This is a genomic window from Marinobacter sp. GH_1 (genome assembly GCF_048595985.1).
Taxonomy (GTDB): Bacteria; Pseudomonadota; Gammaproteobacteria; order Pseudomonadales; family Oleiphilaceae; genus Marinobacter; species Marinobacter shengliensis.
This window is the reverse complement of the sequence record NZ_CP184460.1, coordinates 3,340,371-3,357,030: the sequence shown is the minus strand read 5'-3', so window position 1 is coordinate 3,357,030 and position 16,660 is coordinate 3,340,371. Positions and strand designations below refer to the sequence as shown.

Below are 16,660 nucleotides of genomic sequence, written 5' to 3'. Positions count from 1 at the left end.
ACACACAATGGTCTCAAATCGGAGCAACGATCCGGCAGACGGAGAGAGAGACCATGAGTCATTTAATCGACAAACTGAATTACTTCAGGAAGAAGCGCGAGCCGTTCGCGGGCGGCCACGGCGAAACCCATGAAGTCAGTCGCGAGTGGGAAGACAGCTACCGCCAGCGCTGGCAGCACGACAAGGTTGTGCGTTCCACCCACGGCGTAAACTGCACCGGCTCCTGCAGCTGGAAGATCTACGTCAAGAACGGCCTGGTCACCTGGGAAACCCAGCAGACCGACTACCCCCGTACCCGCCCGGACCTGCCCAACCACGAGCCCCGCGGCTGCCCTCGAGGTGCCAGCTATTCCTGGTACATGTACAGCGCCAACCGCTTGAAGTACCCGCTGATGCGCAAGAGCTTGATGAAGCTCTGGCGTGCGGCCCGTATTCAGTTCAACGACCCGGTACAAGCATGGGCGTCCATTGTTGAAGACCCCAAGAAAACCGCCGAGTACAAGCCCCGCCGCGGTATGGGCGGTTTTGTCCGTTCCAATTGGGACGAGGTCAACGAGCTGATTGCTGCCTCCAACGTCTACACCGCCAAGAAGTATGGTCCGGACCGCATCATCGGCTTCTCGCCGATTCCGGCCATGTCCATGGTGTCCTACGCCGCTGGTAGCCGTTACCTGTCGATGATTGGCGGCGTGTGCATGAGCTTCTACGACTGGTACTGCGACCTGCCGCCGGCCTCCCCACAAACCTGGGGCGAGCAGACCGACGTGCCGGAATCCGCTGACTGGTACAACTCCGGCTACATCATTGCCTGGGGTTCCAACGTGCCCCAGACCCGTACCCCGGACGCCCACTTCTTTACCGAAGTGCGCTACAAGGGCACCAAGACCGTTGCCATCACCCCGGACTACGCGGAAGTCTCCAAGCTGTCTGATGAGTGGCTGAACCCGAAGCAGGGTACCGACGCGGCCCTGGGCATGGCCATGGGCCACGTGATCCTGAAAGAGTTCCACGTCGACAAGCCCAGTGAATACTTCACCGATTACGTGCGCCGTTATACCGACATGCCGTACCTGGTCATGCTGGATGAAAAAGACGACGGCAGCTATGTGCCGGGCCGCTTCCTGCGGGCCAGTGATCTGGTGGACGGACTGGGTGAAGAAAACAACCCGGAATGGAAAACCATCGCCATTGACGAGAGCACCGGCGAGCTGACTGCACCAAATGGCTCCATCGGTTACCGCTGGGGCGAGAAGGGCAAGTGGAATCTGAAGCAGACCGCCAAGGGCTCCGATGTAAACCTTCAGCTGTCCATGGTCGAGAAACACGACGACGTTGTGGACGTTGCCTTCCCGTACTTCGGTGGTATTGAGCACGACCACTTCAAGCACGTGGAAATCAAGGACATCCTCAAGCACAAGCTGGGCACCCGCAAGGTCAAGCTGGCTGACGGCTCCGAAGGCCGTGTGGTCACTGTTTACGACCTGATGGTCGCCAACTACGGCATCAGCCGCGGCCTGGGCGATGACGACGGAGCTTCTTCTTATGACGAAGTGAAGCCCTACACTCCGGCCTGGCAGGAAAAGATCACCGGCGTACCCGCCGAGAAAGTGATCCGCATTGCCCGTGAGTTTGCGGATAATGCCGACAAGACCAAGGGCCGTTCCATGGTCATCGTGGGTGCCGGTATGAACCACTGGTACCACATGGACATGAACTACCGTGGCCTGATCAACATGCTGATCATGTGTGGTTGTATCGGCCAGAGCGGCGGTGGCTGGGCCCACTACGTTGGCCAGGAAAAACTGCGCCCGCAGACTGGCTGGCAGCCGTTGGCGTTTGGCCTGGACTGGCAGCGCCCGCCACGCCACATGAATTCTACCTCCTTCTTCTACGCCCATTCCGGCCAGTGGCGTTACGAGAAACTGGGTGTCGACGAAATCCTGTCGCCGCTGGCGGACAAGTCCAAATTCAGTGGCAGCCTGATCGACTACAACGTGCGCGCCGAGCGCATGGGCTGGTTGCCCTCTGCGCCCCAGCTCAACCGCAACCCGCTGGGTATTGCGGCGGAAGCCGAGAAGGCTGGCATGGACGTCTCCGATTATGTGGCCAAGTCCATGAAGGACGGCTCCCTGGCCTTCGCCAGTGAGGATCCGGAAGCGCCGGAGAACTGCCCGCGCAACCTGTTCATCTGGCGCTCCAACCTGTTGGGTTCGTCCGGCAAAGGCCATGAATACATGCTCAAGTACCTGCTGGGCACCAAGAACGGCCTGCAGGGTAAAGACCTGGGTGTGGAAGGCGGTGCCAAGCCGCAAGAGGTCAAGTGGCGCGACGAAGCCCCGCAGGGCAAGCTCGACCTGCTGGTGACCCTGGACTTCCGCATGTCCACCACCTGCCTGTATTCAGACATCGTTCTGCCGACCGCTACCTGGTACGAGAAGAATGACCTGAACACCTCAGACATGCACCCGTTCATCCATCCGCTGACCGCCGCCACCGATCCGGCCTGGGAAGCGCGCAGTGACTGGGAAATCTACAAGGGCATTGCCAAATCCTTCTCCAAGGCGGCTGAGGGCCACCTGGGTGTCGAGAAAGATGTGGTGACCCTGCCGCTGCTGCACGATGCGCCGGCGGAACTGGGCCAGCCGTTCGATGTGAAGGACTGGAAAAAAGGTGAATGCGACCTGATCCCGGGCAAGACTGCGCCCAACTTCATCACCGTTGAGCGGGATTACCCGAACACCTACGCACGCTTCACCTCGCTTGGCCCGCTGATGGACAAGTTGGGTAACGGTGGCAAGGGCATCAACTGGAACACCGAGAAGGAAGTCAACTTCCTGAAGGAGTTGAACTACACCCATCTGGAAGGTGCCAACGCGGGTCGTCCGAAGATTGAAAGCGCCATTGATGCCGCGGAAGTGATTCTGACCCTGGCGCCGGAAACCAACGGCCAGGTTGCCGTGAAGGCGTGGGCCGCACTGTCTGAAATGACCGGCCTGGACCACACCCATCTGGCGAAGAACAAGGAAGAGGAGAAAATCCGCTTCCGGGACATCGTGGCGCAACCGCGCAAGATCATCTCCAGCCCGACCTGGTCTGGTCTGGAAGACGAGCATGTGTCCTACAACGCTGGCTACACCAACGTGCACGAGCTGATTCCCTGGCGCACCCTGACCGGCCGCCAGCAGTTCTACCAGGACCACGAGTGGATGCGCGCCTTCGGTGAAAGCCTGCTGGTGTATCGCCCGCCCATCAACACCAAGGCGATTGAGAGCATGCAGGATCAGCGCAGCAACGGTAACCCGGAGAAAGCGTTGAACTGGATCACGCCGCACCAGAAGTGGGGTATTCACAGTACCTACAGCGACAACCTGTTGATGCTGACCCTCTCCCGCGGTGGCCCCATCGTGTGGATGAGTGAAGACGATGCCAAAGACATCGGGGTTGAAGACAACGACTGGATCGAGCTGTTCAACAGTAACGGTGCCATTGCGGCCCGGGCGGTGGTCAGCCAGCGGGTGATGCCTGGCATGGTGATGATGTACCACGCCCAGGAACGCAACGTGAACGTACCGGGCTCTGAAATTACCGGTACCCGGGGCGGCATCCATAACTCGGTCACCCGTGTGTGCCCGAAACCGACCCATATGATCGGTGGCTATGCCCAGTATTCCTACGGCTTCAACTACTACGGCACCGTAGGTTCCAACCGGGACGAGTTCGTGGTGGTCCGCAAGATGAAGAACGTGGACTGGCTCGACGGTGAAGGCAATGACTATGCTCAGGAGGCAGTAAAATGAAAATCCGTTCCCAAGTCGGCATGGTGCTGAACCTGGACAAGTGCATTGGTTGCCACACCTGTTCCGTCACCTGCAAAAACGTATGGACAAGCCGTGAAGGCATGGAATACGCCTGGTTCAACAACGTCGAAACCAAGCCTGGCATCGGCTACCCGAAAGAATGGGAGAACCAGGACAAGTGGAAGGGCGGCTGGATGCGCGACAGCTCCGGCAAAATCCGCCCCCGCATCGGCGGCAAGTTCCGGGTACTGGCGAACATCTTCGCCAACCCGGACCTGCCGGAAATCGATGACTACTACGAACCGTTTGACTACGACTACCAGCACCTGCACACCGCCGGTGATGTGAAGCACCAGCCGGTCGCCCGGCCACGGTCGCTGATCTCTGGCGAGCGCATGAAGAAAATCGAATGGGGCCCGAACTGGGAAGAAATCCTGGGCACCGAGTTTGCCAAGCGCCGCAAAGACAAGAACTTTGATCAGGTGCAGGCAGATATCTACGGCCAGTTCGAAAACACCTTCATGATGTACCTGCCGCGCCTGTGCGAGCACTGCCTGAACCCGGCGTGTGTGGCCAGCTGCCCGAGCGGTGCCATCTACAAGCGCGAAGAAGACGGCATTGTACTGATCGACCAGGACAAGTGCCGCGGCTGGCGGATGTGTGTCTCCGGCTGCCCGTACAAGAAGATCTACTTCAACTGGAAAACCGGCAAGTCCGAGAAGTGCATCTTCTGCTACCCGCGTATCGAAGCCGGTCTGCCGACCGTCTGCTCCGAGACCTGTGTAGGCCGTATCCGCTACCTCGGTGTGCTGCTGTACGACGCAGACCGCATCGAAGAAGTGGCCAGCGCCCCGGGCGAGCACGAGCTGTATGAAAAGCAGCTGGAAATCTTCCTGGACCCGTTCGACCCGAAAGTGATCGAGCAGGCGAAGAAAGACGGCATCCCGATGAACGTGATCGAAGCCGCCCAGCAGAGCCCGGTCTACAAGATGGCCGTCGACTGGAAACTGGCCCTGCCGTTGCACCCGGAATACCGCACCCTGCCCATGGTGTGGTACGTGCCGCCGCTCAGCCCGATCCAGTCTGCGGCGGAAGCCGGCAAGGTCGAGTTCGACGGCGTACTACCGAAGATCGAAAGCCTGCGGATTCCGGTCAAGTACCTGGCGAACCTGCTGACCGCCGGTGACGAAAAGCCCATCGTTCGCGCTCTCAAGCGGATCATGGCCATGCGTTTGTACAAGCGTGCCGAGACCGTGGAAGGCAAGGAAGACCTGCGAGCGCTGGAGGAGTGCGGCCTGACCAAAGCCCAGGCGGACGAAATGTACCGCTACCTGGCCATCGCCAACTACGAAGACCGCTTCGTGATTCCGACCAGCCATCGCGAGCTGGCCAAGGAAGCTTTCCCGGATGCGGACGCCTACGGCGAGCGTGGTGGTTGTGGCTTCAGCTTCGGCGACGGCTGCAACGGTGGTGACAGCGAGTTCAGCCTGTTCGGTGGCAAGAAGCAGACCACCAGCATGGTCAGCAAGCTGGCGACCGTAAAGCAGGTCGACCCGAAACAGCTGCAGGATTGAGGAGCAAGTTATGCAACTTCTGAAAGTACTGGCGCGGGTGCTCGAGTACCCCACCGACGAACTGCAGCAATCCAAAGACGCCCTGGTAGCCGCTGTCCTGGAGGACAGCCGGCTGCCCCGGCAGAACAAGGAACAGCTGCTGACCTGCATCGACCGCCTGTGCGACGGAGACCTGATGGACCTTCAGGAATCCTACGTAGGCACCTTCGACCGGGGCCGGGCCACCTCCCTGCTGCTGTTCGAGCATGTTCATGGCGAGTCCCGTGACCGCGGCCAGGCCATGGTAGACCTGATGGAACAATACCGGGCCAATGGCCTGGAGATTGATGCCCGGGAACTGCCGGACTACCTGCCGCTGTTCCTGGAATACCTGTCTACCCGGCCATGGGACGAAATCAGGAACTGGCTGGAAGACATCCATCACATCCTCGGCCTGCTCGGCGAGCGGCTGTACCAGCGTGAAAGCGTCTACCACGTGGTGATGGATTCGCTGCTGGTGCTGTCCGGCCGCAAGACCAACCGCCAGGAACTGGCCCAGATCGTTGCCTCGGAAGAGCGCGACGACACGCCGGAAGCTCTGGACAAGGTCTGGGAAGAAGAAATGGTGAAATTTGTGGATGACCAGGGCAGCTCCTGCAGCACCGGTGGCGTGGTTGGACAACGCCGCCGTGAGCTGGAACAGACCCAGACCATTCACCTGAGCGATCAGCTGATGACGGACGCTACCCCCCGTCAGGCAGGGCGCGCATAAGCGCAGGAGGAAATGACAATGTCCTATCTACACACACTGGTTTTCGGGGTATACCCGTACATCGCCCTGGCGGTCCTGTTCATCGGCACCTGGGCGCGTTATGACCACGGTCAGTTCACCTGGAAAGCCCATTCCAGCCAGATGCTGAGAAAGAAAAACATGGTACTGGCCAGCGTGCTGTTCCATGTGGGTATCCTGGTGATCTTCTTCGGCCACCTGGTTGGCCTGTTGGCGCCGAAATGGGCCTACGAATGGCTGATGACCCCAGGCCAGAAACAGGTCATGGCCGTGGTGGTCGGCGGCATCGCCGGCGTTATGTGCCTGATTGGCGGCGCCATGCTCGCCTACCGCCGCCTGACCGACCCGCGGGTTCGTGCCAGCAGCACCGTCGCTGACAATCTGGTCATCATCATCCTGGTGGTGCAGGTCGCCATCGGCCTGGCCACCATCCTGCCCACCATGGGGCACCTGGATGGCTCCGAAATGCTCAAGTTCTCTGCCTGGGCACAAGGCGTGCTGACCCTGCAGGGCGGTGTGGCTGGCCACATTGCGGATGTGCACTGGATCTACAAAACCCACATCTTCCTTGGCCTGACCATCTTCGTACTCTTCCCGTTCACCCGACTGGTGCACATGCTCAGCGTGCCGGTGGAGTATTTCGGCCGGAAGTACCAGGTGGTTCGCAAACGCGCGTAATGATGAGATTGCCACGGAGCCTGCCGGCTCCGTGGCAAAGAATCTTTCTGGAGAAGCAACATGCAAATAATCCCCGTCGGCGAAGCCGGCAAACCCAGAAACCAGTTCCCTCCGGTGTATGTGGGTGACACGCTGATCCACGAAGACGACATCGCCCGGGAAATGCAGCACCATCCCGCCGAAGAACTGGCCGAAGCCTGGCACGAAGCCGCCAAAAGCCTCGTCATCCGCGAGTTACTCCTGCAACAGGTCAGCCGCCTGAACCTGGACAACATCGAAGACGAAGAAGACCGCATCGCCCGGGTACTGGAACTCGAACTCAACGTCCCGGACCCCGAAGAACAGGACTGCGAACGCTTCTACGCCGCCAACCCCGGCCGATTCTGCAGCCCCACCATCATGGCCGTCAGCCACATACTCCTGGCTGCCGCCCCGGACGACATCGAAGAACGCATGCGCCAGGAAGAAGCCGGCCGACAACTCCTGACCGCCCTCCTGGACGGCCGCTCACAGTTCAACCAACTGGCCAAACAATACTCCGCCTGCGAATCCCGCCACCAGGGCGGCAGCCTGGGGCAGATCAGCAAAGGCCAGACCGTCGAAGAATTCGAACGCCCGGTACTGAGCCTCACTGAAGGTTTGAATCCCGAACTCATCGAAACCCGCTACGGCTGGCACATCGTCCGGGTAGACCAACGAATCGACGGCGAACAGCTCCCGTACGAACACGTCAAACCCCAGATTCGCCAATACCTGAGCGAAAGCGTCACCCGCCGCGCGTTCCGCCAGTACCTGCAAGTCCTGGCCGTTGAAACCGGCATAGAAGGCGTCGACCTGGAGTTGCCGGATTCGCCGTTGATGCAATAAATAGGAATATCACTCCGGAGTGCGAAGGCCGGCAGTTGTAGACCCTTCCAAAACCTTGCGGAGCCAGGGATGGCGGAGCAGAGCGTACAGGGATGTATTCACAGCGTGTTTTGGAAGGGTCTACAACTGCTGGCCAAACTCCATGATCTGATTTCCAGTTTGGTTAGCAAAGCGAATAATTGAGTTAAGTCAACTACTCAACAAGAACCCGCCTTATACCCCCATCGGGGGAGCGATTTTTCACCACTATCCCTCTACTATTTAAAACAAGATATTGAATGCATGAATATGCAGAGAGGATACTCCAATGGCCGTCACCCAAAGCGCCGAAAGCCGATACACCAAACCCGTACTCGTCGCCATCAACAAACCGCTTGATGAAGAAGACGGCCTGGAAGCACTACGCAGCCACGCCCTGTTCCGCAGCCTCAAAGCCCCCGACCTGGACTACCTCATCCAGCAGTCCCGGCGCCTGCGTCTCGGCCACCACCAGCTGCTCTACCGCCAGGACATGCCAGCGCACCACTTCTTCTTTGTGATCAGCGGCCGCCTCAGACTCTACCGCCTGGACTCCTCCGGCATCGACAGAACCCTCGACAGCATCGCCCCCGGCGACTGCTTCGCCGAAGTCATGATCTACGCCGATCCGCCAAGGTACGCCTGCTACGCCGAAGCACTCAAATCCAGCGAAGTGCTGATGATCCCGGTCAAAGCCTATCAGGACCTGCTCGACCGGCACCCGGAGTATGCCCAGGCCGCGCTTCGCCATTACGCCATGCGTGCCGTCACACGGTTCCACGACCTGGAAATCATGACCGTCCAGAACGCCCGTGACCGCCTGATCCGCTACTTGATTGACCTGCTGCCTAATGGCGCCCTGGAAGGGGGCGAAGTTGAACTGCCCCTGCCCAAATGCCTGGTGGCTTCGCGCCTGGCCATGCAGCCGGAAACCTTCTCCCGGATATTGGCCGATCTAAAGTCCAACGGCCTGGTTCGGGTGAACCGCAGCAAACTGTTTATTTCCGACCCTCAGCGACTGATCGAAATCAGTCAGTAGCTTTCGGGCCCTCCGGGCCCTTTTTTCCAATTTTCGCCAAGTCAGGGGCATCATTATGATCAGCAGTTACCAGGACCTTGTGAAGGCCAGCCAGAACGAACATGAGCCCCAGCGATTCCTGTTCGTGTTTTGCAAAGCCGAGCTGCCAGATGATGCATCCGCTGCCGAGCGGGCCGCCTTCGAACGTGGTGAGGGTGGGGCGCTGACCCCGGTGATTTGCGTGGATAAAACCCCTGAGGAAGCGCCAGACTTCACTGTGTTGGCTGAAGAATCCCGAACCACCGGCCAAGACTGGGATATGGTGTTCGTGGCGGCCATGTCTGGCCGTGGCGGCATAGAACCCTCCAGTGATGAAGCCCAGCAACCCATGACCATGATGGTCGAAAGCATCCGTATGGGTAACGTTGGCAATTACCTACCCCTCGATCAATCCGGCCAGGCCGTGAGCCTGGGCTGAACCGGTCCGGTTACGCCGCTGGCGTATCCAAAAAGAGGTATGTGATTTTTATCAATCATTGTCCACCCTAGTTGTATTCCGATTGGATTGGGGGTTTGAGTGTTCAGGGAATCTGTTCTTGTAATGCTGGCATTGATGCTTCTAGCATCGGTTGCCAGCGCCACGTCGCTCAGTGAATACGAGCCCGTTGCCGGCCGGCAGGTGATCCAGGTTGCCATTCCGTCGGTCACTCGCTATGAGCCCCGGGAAGACAACCGGGCCATCCAGGAACTCTACGCCGGCGATGAACTGGTGGGCTACGCCTACCAGACCCTCGATTTCGTGCAAACCCCGGCATACTCCGGTAAGCCCTTGAACGCCATGGTGGTGCTGGATACCGAAGGCGAGATCAAAGGCGCACGGGTGATCCATCACGATGAACCGATTCTCTTGATCGGTATTCCCGAAGCCAAGATGCATGAGTTCACTGATCAATACGCCGGCCTGAAAGCTGACCAGCGAGTAACCGTTGGGGGAAAAACGTCCGAACGCAGGGTGGCGGTGGATGGACTGTCTGGTGCGACCGTCACGGTCATGGTCATCAACGAAGTCATTATGCGCACGGCGCATCGAGTTGGCGGTGAGCTGGGCCTGGTCGAAGGCGTTGGCGTTGGTAAGCGGCCACCCAAGGCTGAAGTGATCAAGGACAGCTTTCGGCAACGTTCCTGGACAGAATTAACCGGTGACGGGTCCATTCGCCGGATTCTGCTGACCCGGGGCCAGGTGGATGATGCCTTTGCCGGTGGGCCGGCAGAGGGTTTTGAAACCGCCGCACCGGATCAGCGTGACGAACCCCTGATCGATTTATACACCGCTTACCTGGATGTGCCTTCCATTGGCCGTAACCTGTTGGGTGATCGCCAGTACGAGTGGTTGATGTCTGAGTTGAAGGAAGGTGAGCATGCCATTGCGGTGCTGGCTAATGGTTCCTACTCCTTCCGTGGTTCAGGCTATGTGCGTGGCGGTATCTTCGATCGCTTGCAGATTCGCCAGTTCGGAGACACCTTCAACTTCCGTGACCTGGACTACTATCGCCTGAGCGATGTGTACCTGGGCGATATGCCGCGCCTGCCGGAAATGGCCATTTTCATCATTCGCCAGCAATACAATTTCGACCCCGGCGAGCCCTGGTCCCTGGAGTTGACAGTAAAACGCCAGACCGGCCCTCTGGACAGTGAATTTGCGGTGTTCCCCCTGGAATACCAACTGCCTGACAAGTATTACACCCGTGCGGAACCCGAGCTTACCCAGGAAGAGTGGTTGGAAGAGCAACCCATGTGGGTTCAGGTCTGGTATCAGAAGCAGTTCCAGATCATCGTGGTGGGACTGGGTATTGGCGTGCTGCTGTTCATCCTGTTCTTCCAGGACTGGTTGGTGCAAAAGCCGCGCATGATGCGCTGGGTTCGCCACGCGTTTCTGACCTACACCCTGTTCTTTATCGGCTGGTACGCGCTGGGGCAGTTGTCGATCGTCAACGTGCTGACCTTTGTAAACAGCGTGATCAGCGGCTTCCGCTGGGAAACCTTCCTGATTGATCCGATGCTGTTCATTCTCTGGTCGGTGGTGGCCGGCATCGTATTGCTCTGGGGGCGAGCGGTTTACTGCGGCTGGCTGTGCCCGTTCGGCGCCCTGCAGGAACTGACCAACGAAATTGCCCGCAAACTGAAGGTGCCCCAGTACACCGTGCCGTTTGCCGTGCATGAGCGCCTCTGGGCCATCAAATACATCATTCTTCTGGTGTTGTTTGGTGTTTCCCTGGAGTCGCTTGCTACCGCAGAAAGAATGGCAGAGGTGGAACCCTTCAAAACCGCCATTACGCTCCGCTTCGATCGCACCTGGCCCTTCGTCACTTACGCCCTGTTGTTGCTGGTGGTCAACCTGTTCACCCGGAAGGTGTTCTGCCGCTACTTGTGCCCGCTGGGAGCCGCCCTGGCTCTGCCTTCCAAGCTGCGGGTGTTCGACTGGCTCAAGCGCCGCAAAGAGTGCGGTAACCCCTGCCGCCTCTGCGACCACGAATGTGAGGTGCAGGCTATCCATCCGGATGGGCACATCAATTACATGGAGTGCCACTACTGCCTGGATTGCCAGATGACCTATTTCGATGACCACAAGTGCCCACCGCTGATCGTCAAGCGCCGGGGCAAACGCCGTGGTCACAACGCACCGGGCCACCCGGAGGAGATCCCCGTGGTTCAGGTGAACTGAGCAGTACCTATAAAAAGCCATGAGAAGCTAAAACCGCCATAACCAATAACGGAGTTGTCGCTATGAGCAAGAAAGATGATCTGAGCCAGAACGCACCGGAGGTTCCCGAAGGTGGCCTGAGCCGTCGCCGCTTTATGGGGGCCGCGGCCCTGGCCGGCGTGGCTGGTGCAACTGGCCTCGGCACCACCATGATGACCCGCGAATCGTTCGCCGCCGCAGCCCGAGACGCCCGCAACAAGGCCCATATTGAGCCAGGGGAGCTGGATGAGTACTACGGCTTCTGGAGCGGTGGGCATCAGGGTGAAGTGCGTGTTCTGGGTGTTCCGTCCATGCGCGAGCTGATGCGAATTCCAGTGTTCAACGTGGACTCTGCCACCGGCTGGGGCATCACTGACGAAAGCAAGGAAATCCTGGGTAAAGACAAGCTGTACCTGAACGGTGACTGTCACCACCCGCACGTCTCGATGGACGATGGCCACTACGATGGCAAGTACCTGTTCATCAACGACAAGGCCAACAGCCGGATTGCCCGTATCCGCCTGGATATCTTCAAGACTGACAAGGTCACCCATATCCCGAACGTTCAGGCGATTCACGGTCTGCGTCTTCAGAAGGTGCCGCGCACCAAGTATGTTTTCTGTAACGCGGAATTCGTGATTCCACAGCCGAACGATGGCAGCGATTACAGCCTTGAGAACAGCTACACCATGTTTACGGCCGTAGACGCAGACACTATGGAAGTAGCCTGGCAGGTGATTGTCGACGGCAATCTGGATAACACCGATGCGGACTTCACCGGCAAGTACGCAGCCTCTACCTGCTACAACTCCGAGAAGGCGGTAGACCTGGCCGGTACCATGCGTAACGACCGTGACTGGGTGGTGGTGTTCAACGTTGAGCGTATTGAAGCGGCCGTGAAAGCCGGCAACTTCAAAACCATCGGTGATTCCAAGGTGCCCGTGGTTGAGGGGCGCAAGGGTTCCGACGTTACCCGTTACATTCCGGTGCCGAAGAACCCTCACGGCCTGAATACCTCCCCCGATGGCAAGTACTTCATTGCCAACGGCAAATTGTCTCCGACCGTGTCCATCATTGCCATCGACAAGCTCAATGATCTGTTTGATGACAAGATCGGTGACCGCGATCCGATTGTTGCGGAGCCGGAGCTGGGTCTTGGGCCTCTGCATACCACGTTCGATGGTCGCGGCAATGCTTACACCACGCTGTTTATCGACAGCCAGGTGGCCAAGTGGAACATCGCGGATGCGATCAAGCACTACAATGGCGAAGACGTGAACTACATCCGCCAGAAGCTGGACGTTCACTATCAGCCGGGCCACAACCACGCGTCGCTGACCGAATCACGCGATGCCGATGGCAAGTGGCTGGTGGTGCTGTCGAAGTTCTCCAAGGACCGTTTCCTGCCGGTAGGCCCGCTGCACCCGGAGAACGATCAGCTGATCGATATTTCCGGCGAGGAAATGAAACTGGTACACGACGGCCCTGCTTTCGCTGAACCGCACGACTGCATCCTTGTGCGCCGTGACCAGATCCGTCCGAAGAAGATCTGGGACCGTAACGATCCTTATTTTGCCTCTACCCGTGCGCAGGCCGAGAAAGACGGCGTGACGCTGGAAGCGGATAACAAGGTTATCCGGGATGGCAAGAAGGTTCGTGTGTACATGACCTCTGTGGCACCTCAGTTCGGGATGCTGGAGTTCAAGGTGAAGGAGGGTGATGAGGTTACGGTGGTTGTGACCAATCTGGACTCCATTGAGGATGTGACTCACGGGTTCTGTATGGTGAACCATGGTGTGAGTATGGAGATCAGTCCTCAGCAGACGGCATCGGTGACCTTTACGGCGGGTAAGCCTGGGGTTTACTGGTACTACTGCAACTGGTTCTGCCATGCGCTGCATATGGAGATGGGTGGTCGCATGTTGGTCGAGAAGGCCTGACCTTCTCTTTTCCGGGGCTCTTTCTCTGAGTCCCGGCTCCTCCCATTGGATTGGGAGGAGCAATCCAAGAGGAGACTGCTTTCCAAAACACGCTCCTTCGGCACATCCATGTGACGCTTGGGCTCCGCCATCCATGGCTCCGCACAGTTTTGGAAAGCAGTCTCCTCTCGGATTGCCGGACCTCGGGCCGGGGATTCGAAAACTTTCATCGCTCAGAGAACGATTGATGTATCAACTTTTGCGTTATGGGGTGGCCCTGTCAGTCGCTCTGATTTCGCTGACCGCAAGTGCCAACCTGCAAGATCAGCTGGATGCCCTGGAGCCAGGCGCATCGTTCGAGCTTCCTTCCGAGCAGCTTCCGCCATTGGTTATCCGGGTGCCCGGCGTTTCTGTGTCCTGTGCTGAGGATTCGGTGATTGATGCCGGCGGGGCAGGGCATGCTGTGGAGATTCTGGCGGAGGGGGTGTCGTTTTCCGGTTGCGTGGTGCGCAACTGGGGGCAGGATCTGAATGAGTTGGATGCGGGGATTTTTGTAGCTCGGGAAGCTAAGGGGGCGGTTGTTGCGGATAACCGGCTTCAGGGGCCGGCCTTTGGGGTGTGGTTGGATGCGACGCCGGATGTGGTTGTCCGGAATAACGAGATACGGGGGGATACAAACCTTCGGTCCCAGGATCGGGGCAACGGGATTCATCTGTTCAATACCACCGGGGCGTTGATTGAGGGAAATGACATTCGCCAGACCCGGGATGCGATTTATATCGAGACGGCGAATAACAACAAGATTCGCAATAACGTGATGTCGGATCTGCGTTATGGCATTCACTACATGTACTCCATGCACAACCTGCTGGAAGGCAATGTGACCCGTGGCACTCGCACGGGGTATGCGTTGATGCAGAGCAAGTATCTGACGGTGGTGAATAACCGGTCGGAGAATGATGAGAATTACGGGATTCTGATGAATTTCATCACCAATTCCACCCTCAAAGGCAATGTGGTCACCGGGGTGTCTCAGGGGCAAACCGGTGGGGTGATGATTTCCGGAGGCGAGGGCAAGGCGGTGTTCATCTATAACTCGCTGTACAACACCTTCGAGGGTAACTACTTCGGCAACAGCAATATCGGCATTCATCTGACCGCCGGTTCCGAACAGAACGAGGTGTTTGATAATGCCTTTGTGAACAACGAGCGGCAGGTGAAGTATGTGGCCACTCGTACCCAGTCCTGGGCGAAGGATGGGCGGGGGAATTTCTGGAGTGATTATCTGGGCTGGGATCGTAACCAGGATGGCATTGGTGATGTGCCCTATGAGCCTAATGACAACGTGGACCGCTTGTTGTGGAAGTACCCGGAAGCGCGGGTGCTGATGTTCAGCCCGGCGGTGGATACCTTGCGTTGGGTGCAGGACGCGTTCCCGGTGGTGAAGTCTGCCGGGGTGAGTGATCCCAAACCGTTGATGCGAATTCCCGAACACCTGCAATCGGAGATCCGATGAACTGCTTTCGACTGGACAATGTGAGCCACCGCTACGATAAGGCGACGGTGCTCCACGGCGTGGACTTGCGGCTGGAGCCGGGGGAAATTCTCGGACTGTTTGGCCACAACGGGGCGGGTAAAACCACTTCGATCAAACTCATTCTGGGTTTGATGAAACCGACCCAGGGCAAGGTTTCTGTGTTGGGTGGCGAAGCCGGTGATCCCCACGTAAGCCAACACATAGGCTATCTGCCGGAGAACGTGATGTTCTACCCGCAGCTGACTGGGCGGGAAATCCTCAGCCATTTTGCCCGGCTCAAAGGTGCCAGCCTGAAGCAGGTGCCAGAGCTGCTGGAGCAGGTTGGCTTGGGCGATGCCATGGATGCCCGCACCAAAACCTACTCCAAGGGCATGCGCCAGCGCCTTGGTCTGGCCCAGGCGCTGCTCGGCAAGCCGAAGCTATTGATGCTGGACGAACCCACGGTTGGTCTGGACCCGGTGGCAACGGCCGATTTGTACCGGTTGCTGCGGCGCCTGCGGGATGACGGCACGGGCATTGTGTTGTGCTCCCATGTCCTGCCCGGTGTCGAACCCTACATTGACCGGGCTGCCATCCTCACCGACGGCGCCCTGAAAGCCGCCGGCGACCTGCCGGCACTACGCCGCCAGGCCAACATGCCGGTCACTCTCAGCCTGGAGCCGGCCACTACCATGATGGCGCTGGAGAAAGCGATTGACGGTGCACGCCCCAACGCCGGGCTACTCATGAAAAGCAACAACGGACGCCTGCAAGTGGACGTGAGACCGAAGGAAAAAATGGCGTTGATACACGCATTGATGAACTCCGGAGAGGTGGCGGACCTGGGAATACACCAGCCCAGCCTGGAAGATATCTACGTCCACTTCATCGGGTCGGGCGGACTGGCCCACCGGGGAGGTGGCCAATGAATGCTATCTGGACCATTGCCCGCAAGGAACTCAGCGACAGCTTTCGCAATCGTTGGCTGGTGGCGATCAGCCTGGTGTTTGCCACCCTGGCTCTGGGCATTGCCTGGTTTGGTGCGGCGGCGTCCGGGCAGGTGGGTTACGCCTCCACGCCGGCCACCATTGCCAGCCTGGCCAGCCTTGGTATCTTCCTGATACCGCTGATTGCCCTGTTGCTTGCCTACGACGCCATCGTGGGTGAAGAAGAGGGCGGCACACTTCTGCTGCTGATGACCTACCCACTCAGTAAAAACCAGCTCCTGCTCGGCAAATTCCTTGGCCACGGCCTGACCCTGGCCCTGGCCACACTCATCGGGTTCGGGGTTGCGGCCATCGCCATCGCCGTACTTGTAGATGATGTCGCAGTTGGCGCCCTGGCGGCCGCCATGGGCCGGTTCATCGGCTCAACCGTTCTATTGGGGTGGGGGTTCATCGCCCTGGCGTACCTGGTCAGCGTTAGGGTTAGCGAGAAACCCGTAGCCGCAGGCCTGGCCCTGGCCATCTGGTTCTTCTTCGTACTGATCTTTGACTTGATGCTGCTGGGCATCCTCGTTGCCAGCGAGGGCAAGCTCAACCCGGAGCTGCTGCCATGGCTGCTGATGCTGAACCCCACGGATATCTACCGCTTGCTCAATATCGTGGCCTTCGGTGATGGCAACCAGCTGAGCGGTGTACTCAGCCTGGGCTCAGACCTGCCCATCGGCACCGGAGGGCTCTGGCTGGGCCTGGCGCTCTGGTGTGCCACACCGCTGATCGGCGCCCTGTTGTTATTCAAAAACCGAAAAATCTGATACCACTG

General features: G+C 58.6%; 12 protein-coding genes. All 12 read left to right on the top strand.

The features are described 5' to 3' along the window. Nucleotides 1–53: 53 nt before the first annotated feature. Nucleotides 54–3,797 carry a nitrate reductase subunit alpha gene (locus ACNSOI_RS15265; RefSeq protein ID WP_420194445.1) on the top strand — a complete coding sequence of 1,248 codons (3,744 nt, stop codon included), beginning with the start codon at nucleotides 54–56 and terminating at the stop codon, nucleotides 3,795–3,797. Continuing rightward, a complete protein-coding gene (gene narH / locus ACNSOI_RS15260; protein WP_072676441.1) occupies nucleotides 3,794–5,371 on the top strand; it encodes a nitrate reductase subunit beta in 1,578 nt (525 codons plus the stop codon). Before ACNSOI_RS15265 ends, narH begins: the two co-directional genes overlap by 4 nt. Nucleotides 5,372–5,381: 10 nt before the next feature. Next, nucleotides 5,382–6,122 (top strand): nitrate reductase molybdenum cofactor assembly chaperone, encoded by a 741-nt coding sequence (gene narJ / locus ACNSOI_RS15255; protein WP_138435261.1) that lies wholly within the window; start codon nucleotides 5,382–5,384, stop codon nucleotides 6,120–6,122. Nucleotides 6,123–6,140: 18 nt separating this feature from the next. Then, nucleotides 6,141–6,818, top strand: coding sequence for a respiratory nitrate reductase subunit gamma (narI, locus tag ACNSOI_RS15250; protein ID WP_420194444.1), 678 nt, complete (start codon nucleotides 6,141–6,143; stop codon nucleotides 6,816–6,818). 60 nt (nucleotides 6,819–6,878) lie between these two features. Beyond that, a complete protein-coding gene (locus ACNSOI_RS15245) occupies nucleotides 6,879–7,685 on the top strand; it encodes a peptidylprolyl isomerase (protein ID WP_420194443.1) in 807 nt (268 codons plus the stop codon). Nucleotides 7,686–7,992: 307 nt separating this feature from the next. Next, a complete protein-coding gene (locus ACNSOI_RS15240) occupies nucleotides 7,993–8,742 on the top strand; it encodes a Crp/Fnr family transcriptional regulator (RefSeq protein ID WP_286251527.1) in 750 nt (249 codons plus the stop codon). Between the two features lie 55 nt (nucleotides 8,743–8,797). Next, nucleotides 8,798–9,199, top strand: coding sequence for a ribonucleotide reductase subunit alpha (locus tag ACNSOI_RS15235; protein ID WP_106694745.1), 402 nt, complete (start codon nucleotides 8,798–8,800; stop codon nucleotides 9,197–9,199). Nucleotides 9,200–9,322: 123 nt separating this feature from the next. Continuing rightward, on the top strand, nucleotides 9,323–11,443 hold the full coding sequence (nosR, locus tag ACNSOI_RS15230) for a transcriptional regulator NosR (protein WP_420195729.1): 2,121 nt from the start codon (nucleotides 9,323–9,325) through the stop codon (nucleotides 11,441–11,443). A 62-nt stretch (nucleotides 11,444–11,505) separates the two neighbouring features. Continuing rightward, nucleotides 11,506–13,401 (top strand): TAT-dependent nitrous-oxide reductase, encoded by a 1,896-nt coding sequence (gene nosZ / locus ACNSOI_RS15225; RefSeq protein ID WP_286251522.1) that lies wholly within the window; start codon nucleotides 11,506–11,508, stop codon nucleotides 13,399–13,401. Between the two features lie 226 nt (nucleotides 13,402–13,627). After that, nucleotides 13,628–14,896 carry a nitrous oxide reductase family maturation protein NosD gene (locus ACNSOI_RS15220; RefSeq protein ID WP_286251520.1) on the top strand — a complete coding sequence of 423 codons (1,269 nt, stop codon included), beginning with the start codon at nucleotides 13,628–13,630 and terminating at the stop codon, nucleotides 14,894–14,896. Then, nucleotides 14,893–15,825: an ABC transporter ATP-binding protein gene (locus ACNSOI_RS15215; RefSeq protein ID WP_138435265.1), complete on the top strand. Its 933-nt coding sequence runs from the start codon at nucleotides 14,893–14,895 to the stop codon at nucleotides 15,823–15,825. The genes ACNSOI_RS15220 and ACNSOI_RS15215 overlap by 4 nt, the downstream gene beginning before the upstream one ends. Continuing rightward, nucleotides 15,822–16,652: an ABC transporter permease gene (locus tag ACNSOI_RS15210; protein ID WP_058092703.1), complete on the top strand. Its 831-nt coding sequence runs from the start codon at nucleotides 15,822–15,824 to the stop codon at nucleotides 16,650–16,652. The genes ACNSOI_RS15215 and ACNSOI_RS15210 overlap by 4 nt, the downstream gene beginning before the upstream one ends. The last annotated feature ends 8 nt before the right edge of the window (nucleotides 16,653–16,660 follow it).

Excerpts from the sequence above, each read along its gene's own strand:
- ACNSOI_RS15235 (WP_106694745.1), top strand. The coding sequence starts at position 8,798 with ATGATCAGCAGTTACCAGGACCTTGTGAAGGCCAGCCAGAACGAACAT.
- ACNSOI_RS15210 (WP_058092703.1), top strand. The coding sequence starts at position 15,822 with ATGAATGCTATCTGGACCATTGCCCGCAAGGAACTCAGCGACAGCTTT.
- narH (WP_072676441.1), top strand. The coding sequence starts at position 3,794 with ATGAAAATCCGTTCCCAAGTCGGCATGGTGCTGAACCTGGACAAGTGC.
- ACNSOI_RS15265 (WP_420194445.1), top strand. The coding sequence starts at position 54 with ATGAGTCATTTAATCGACAAACTGAATTACTTCAGGAAGAAGCGCGAG.
- nosR (WP_420195729.1), top strand. The coding sequence starts at position 9,323 with ATGCTGGCATTGATGCTTCTAGCATCGGTTGCCAGCGCCACGTCGCTC.
- narI (WP_420194444.1), top strand. The coding sequence starts at position 6,141 with ATGTCCTATCTACACACACTGGTTTTCGGGGTATACCCGTACATCGCC.
- ACNSOI_RS15220 (WP_286251520.1), top strand. The coding sequence starts at position 13,628 with ATGTATCAACTTTTGCGTTATGGGGTGGCCCTGTCAGTCGCTCTGATT.
- ACNSOI_RS15245 (WP_420194443.1), top strand. The coding sequence starts at position 6,879 with ATGCAAATAATCCCCGTCGGCGAAGCCGGCAAACCCAGAAACCAGTTC.
- narJ (WP_138435261.1), top strand. The coding sequence starts at position 5,382 with ATGCAACTTCTGAAAGTACTGGCGCGGGTGCTCGAGTACCCCACCGAC.
- ACNSOI_RS15215 (WP_138435265.1), top strand. The coding sequence starts at position 14,893 with ATGAACTGCTTTCGACTGGACAATGTGAGCCACCGCTACGATAAGGCG.
- ACNSOI_RS15240 (WP_286251527.1), top strand. The coding sequence starts at position 7,993 with ATGGCCGTCACCCAAAGCGCCGAAAGCCGATACACCAAACCCGTACTC.
- nosZ (WP_286251522.1), top strand. The coding sequence starts at position 11,506 with ATGAGCAAGAAAGATGATCTGAGCCAGAACGCACCGGAGGTTCCCGAA.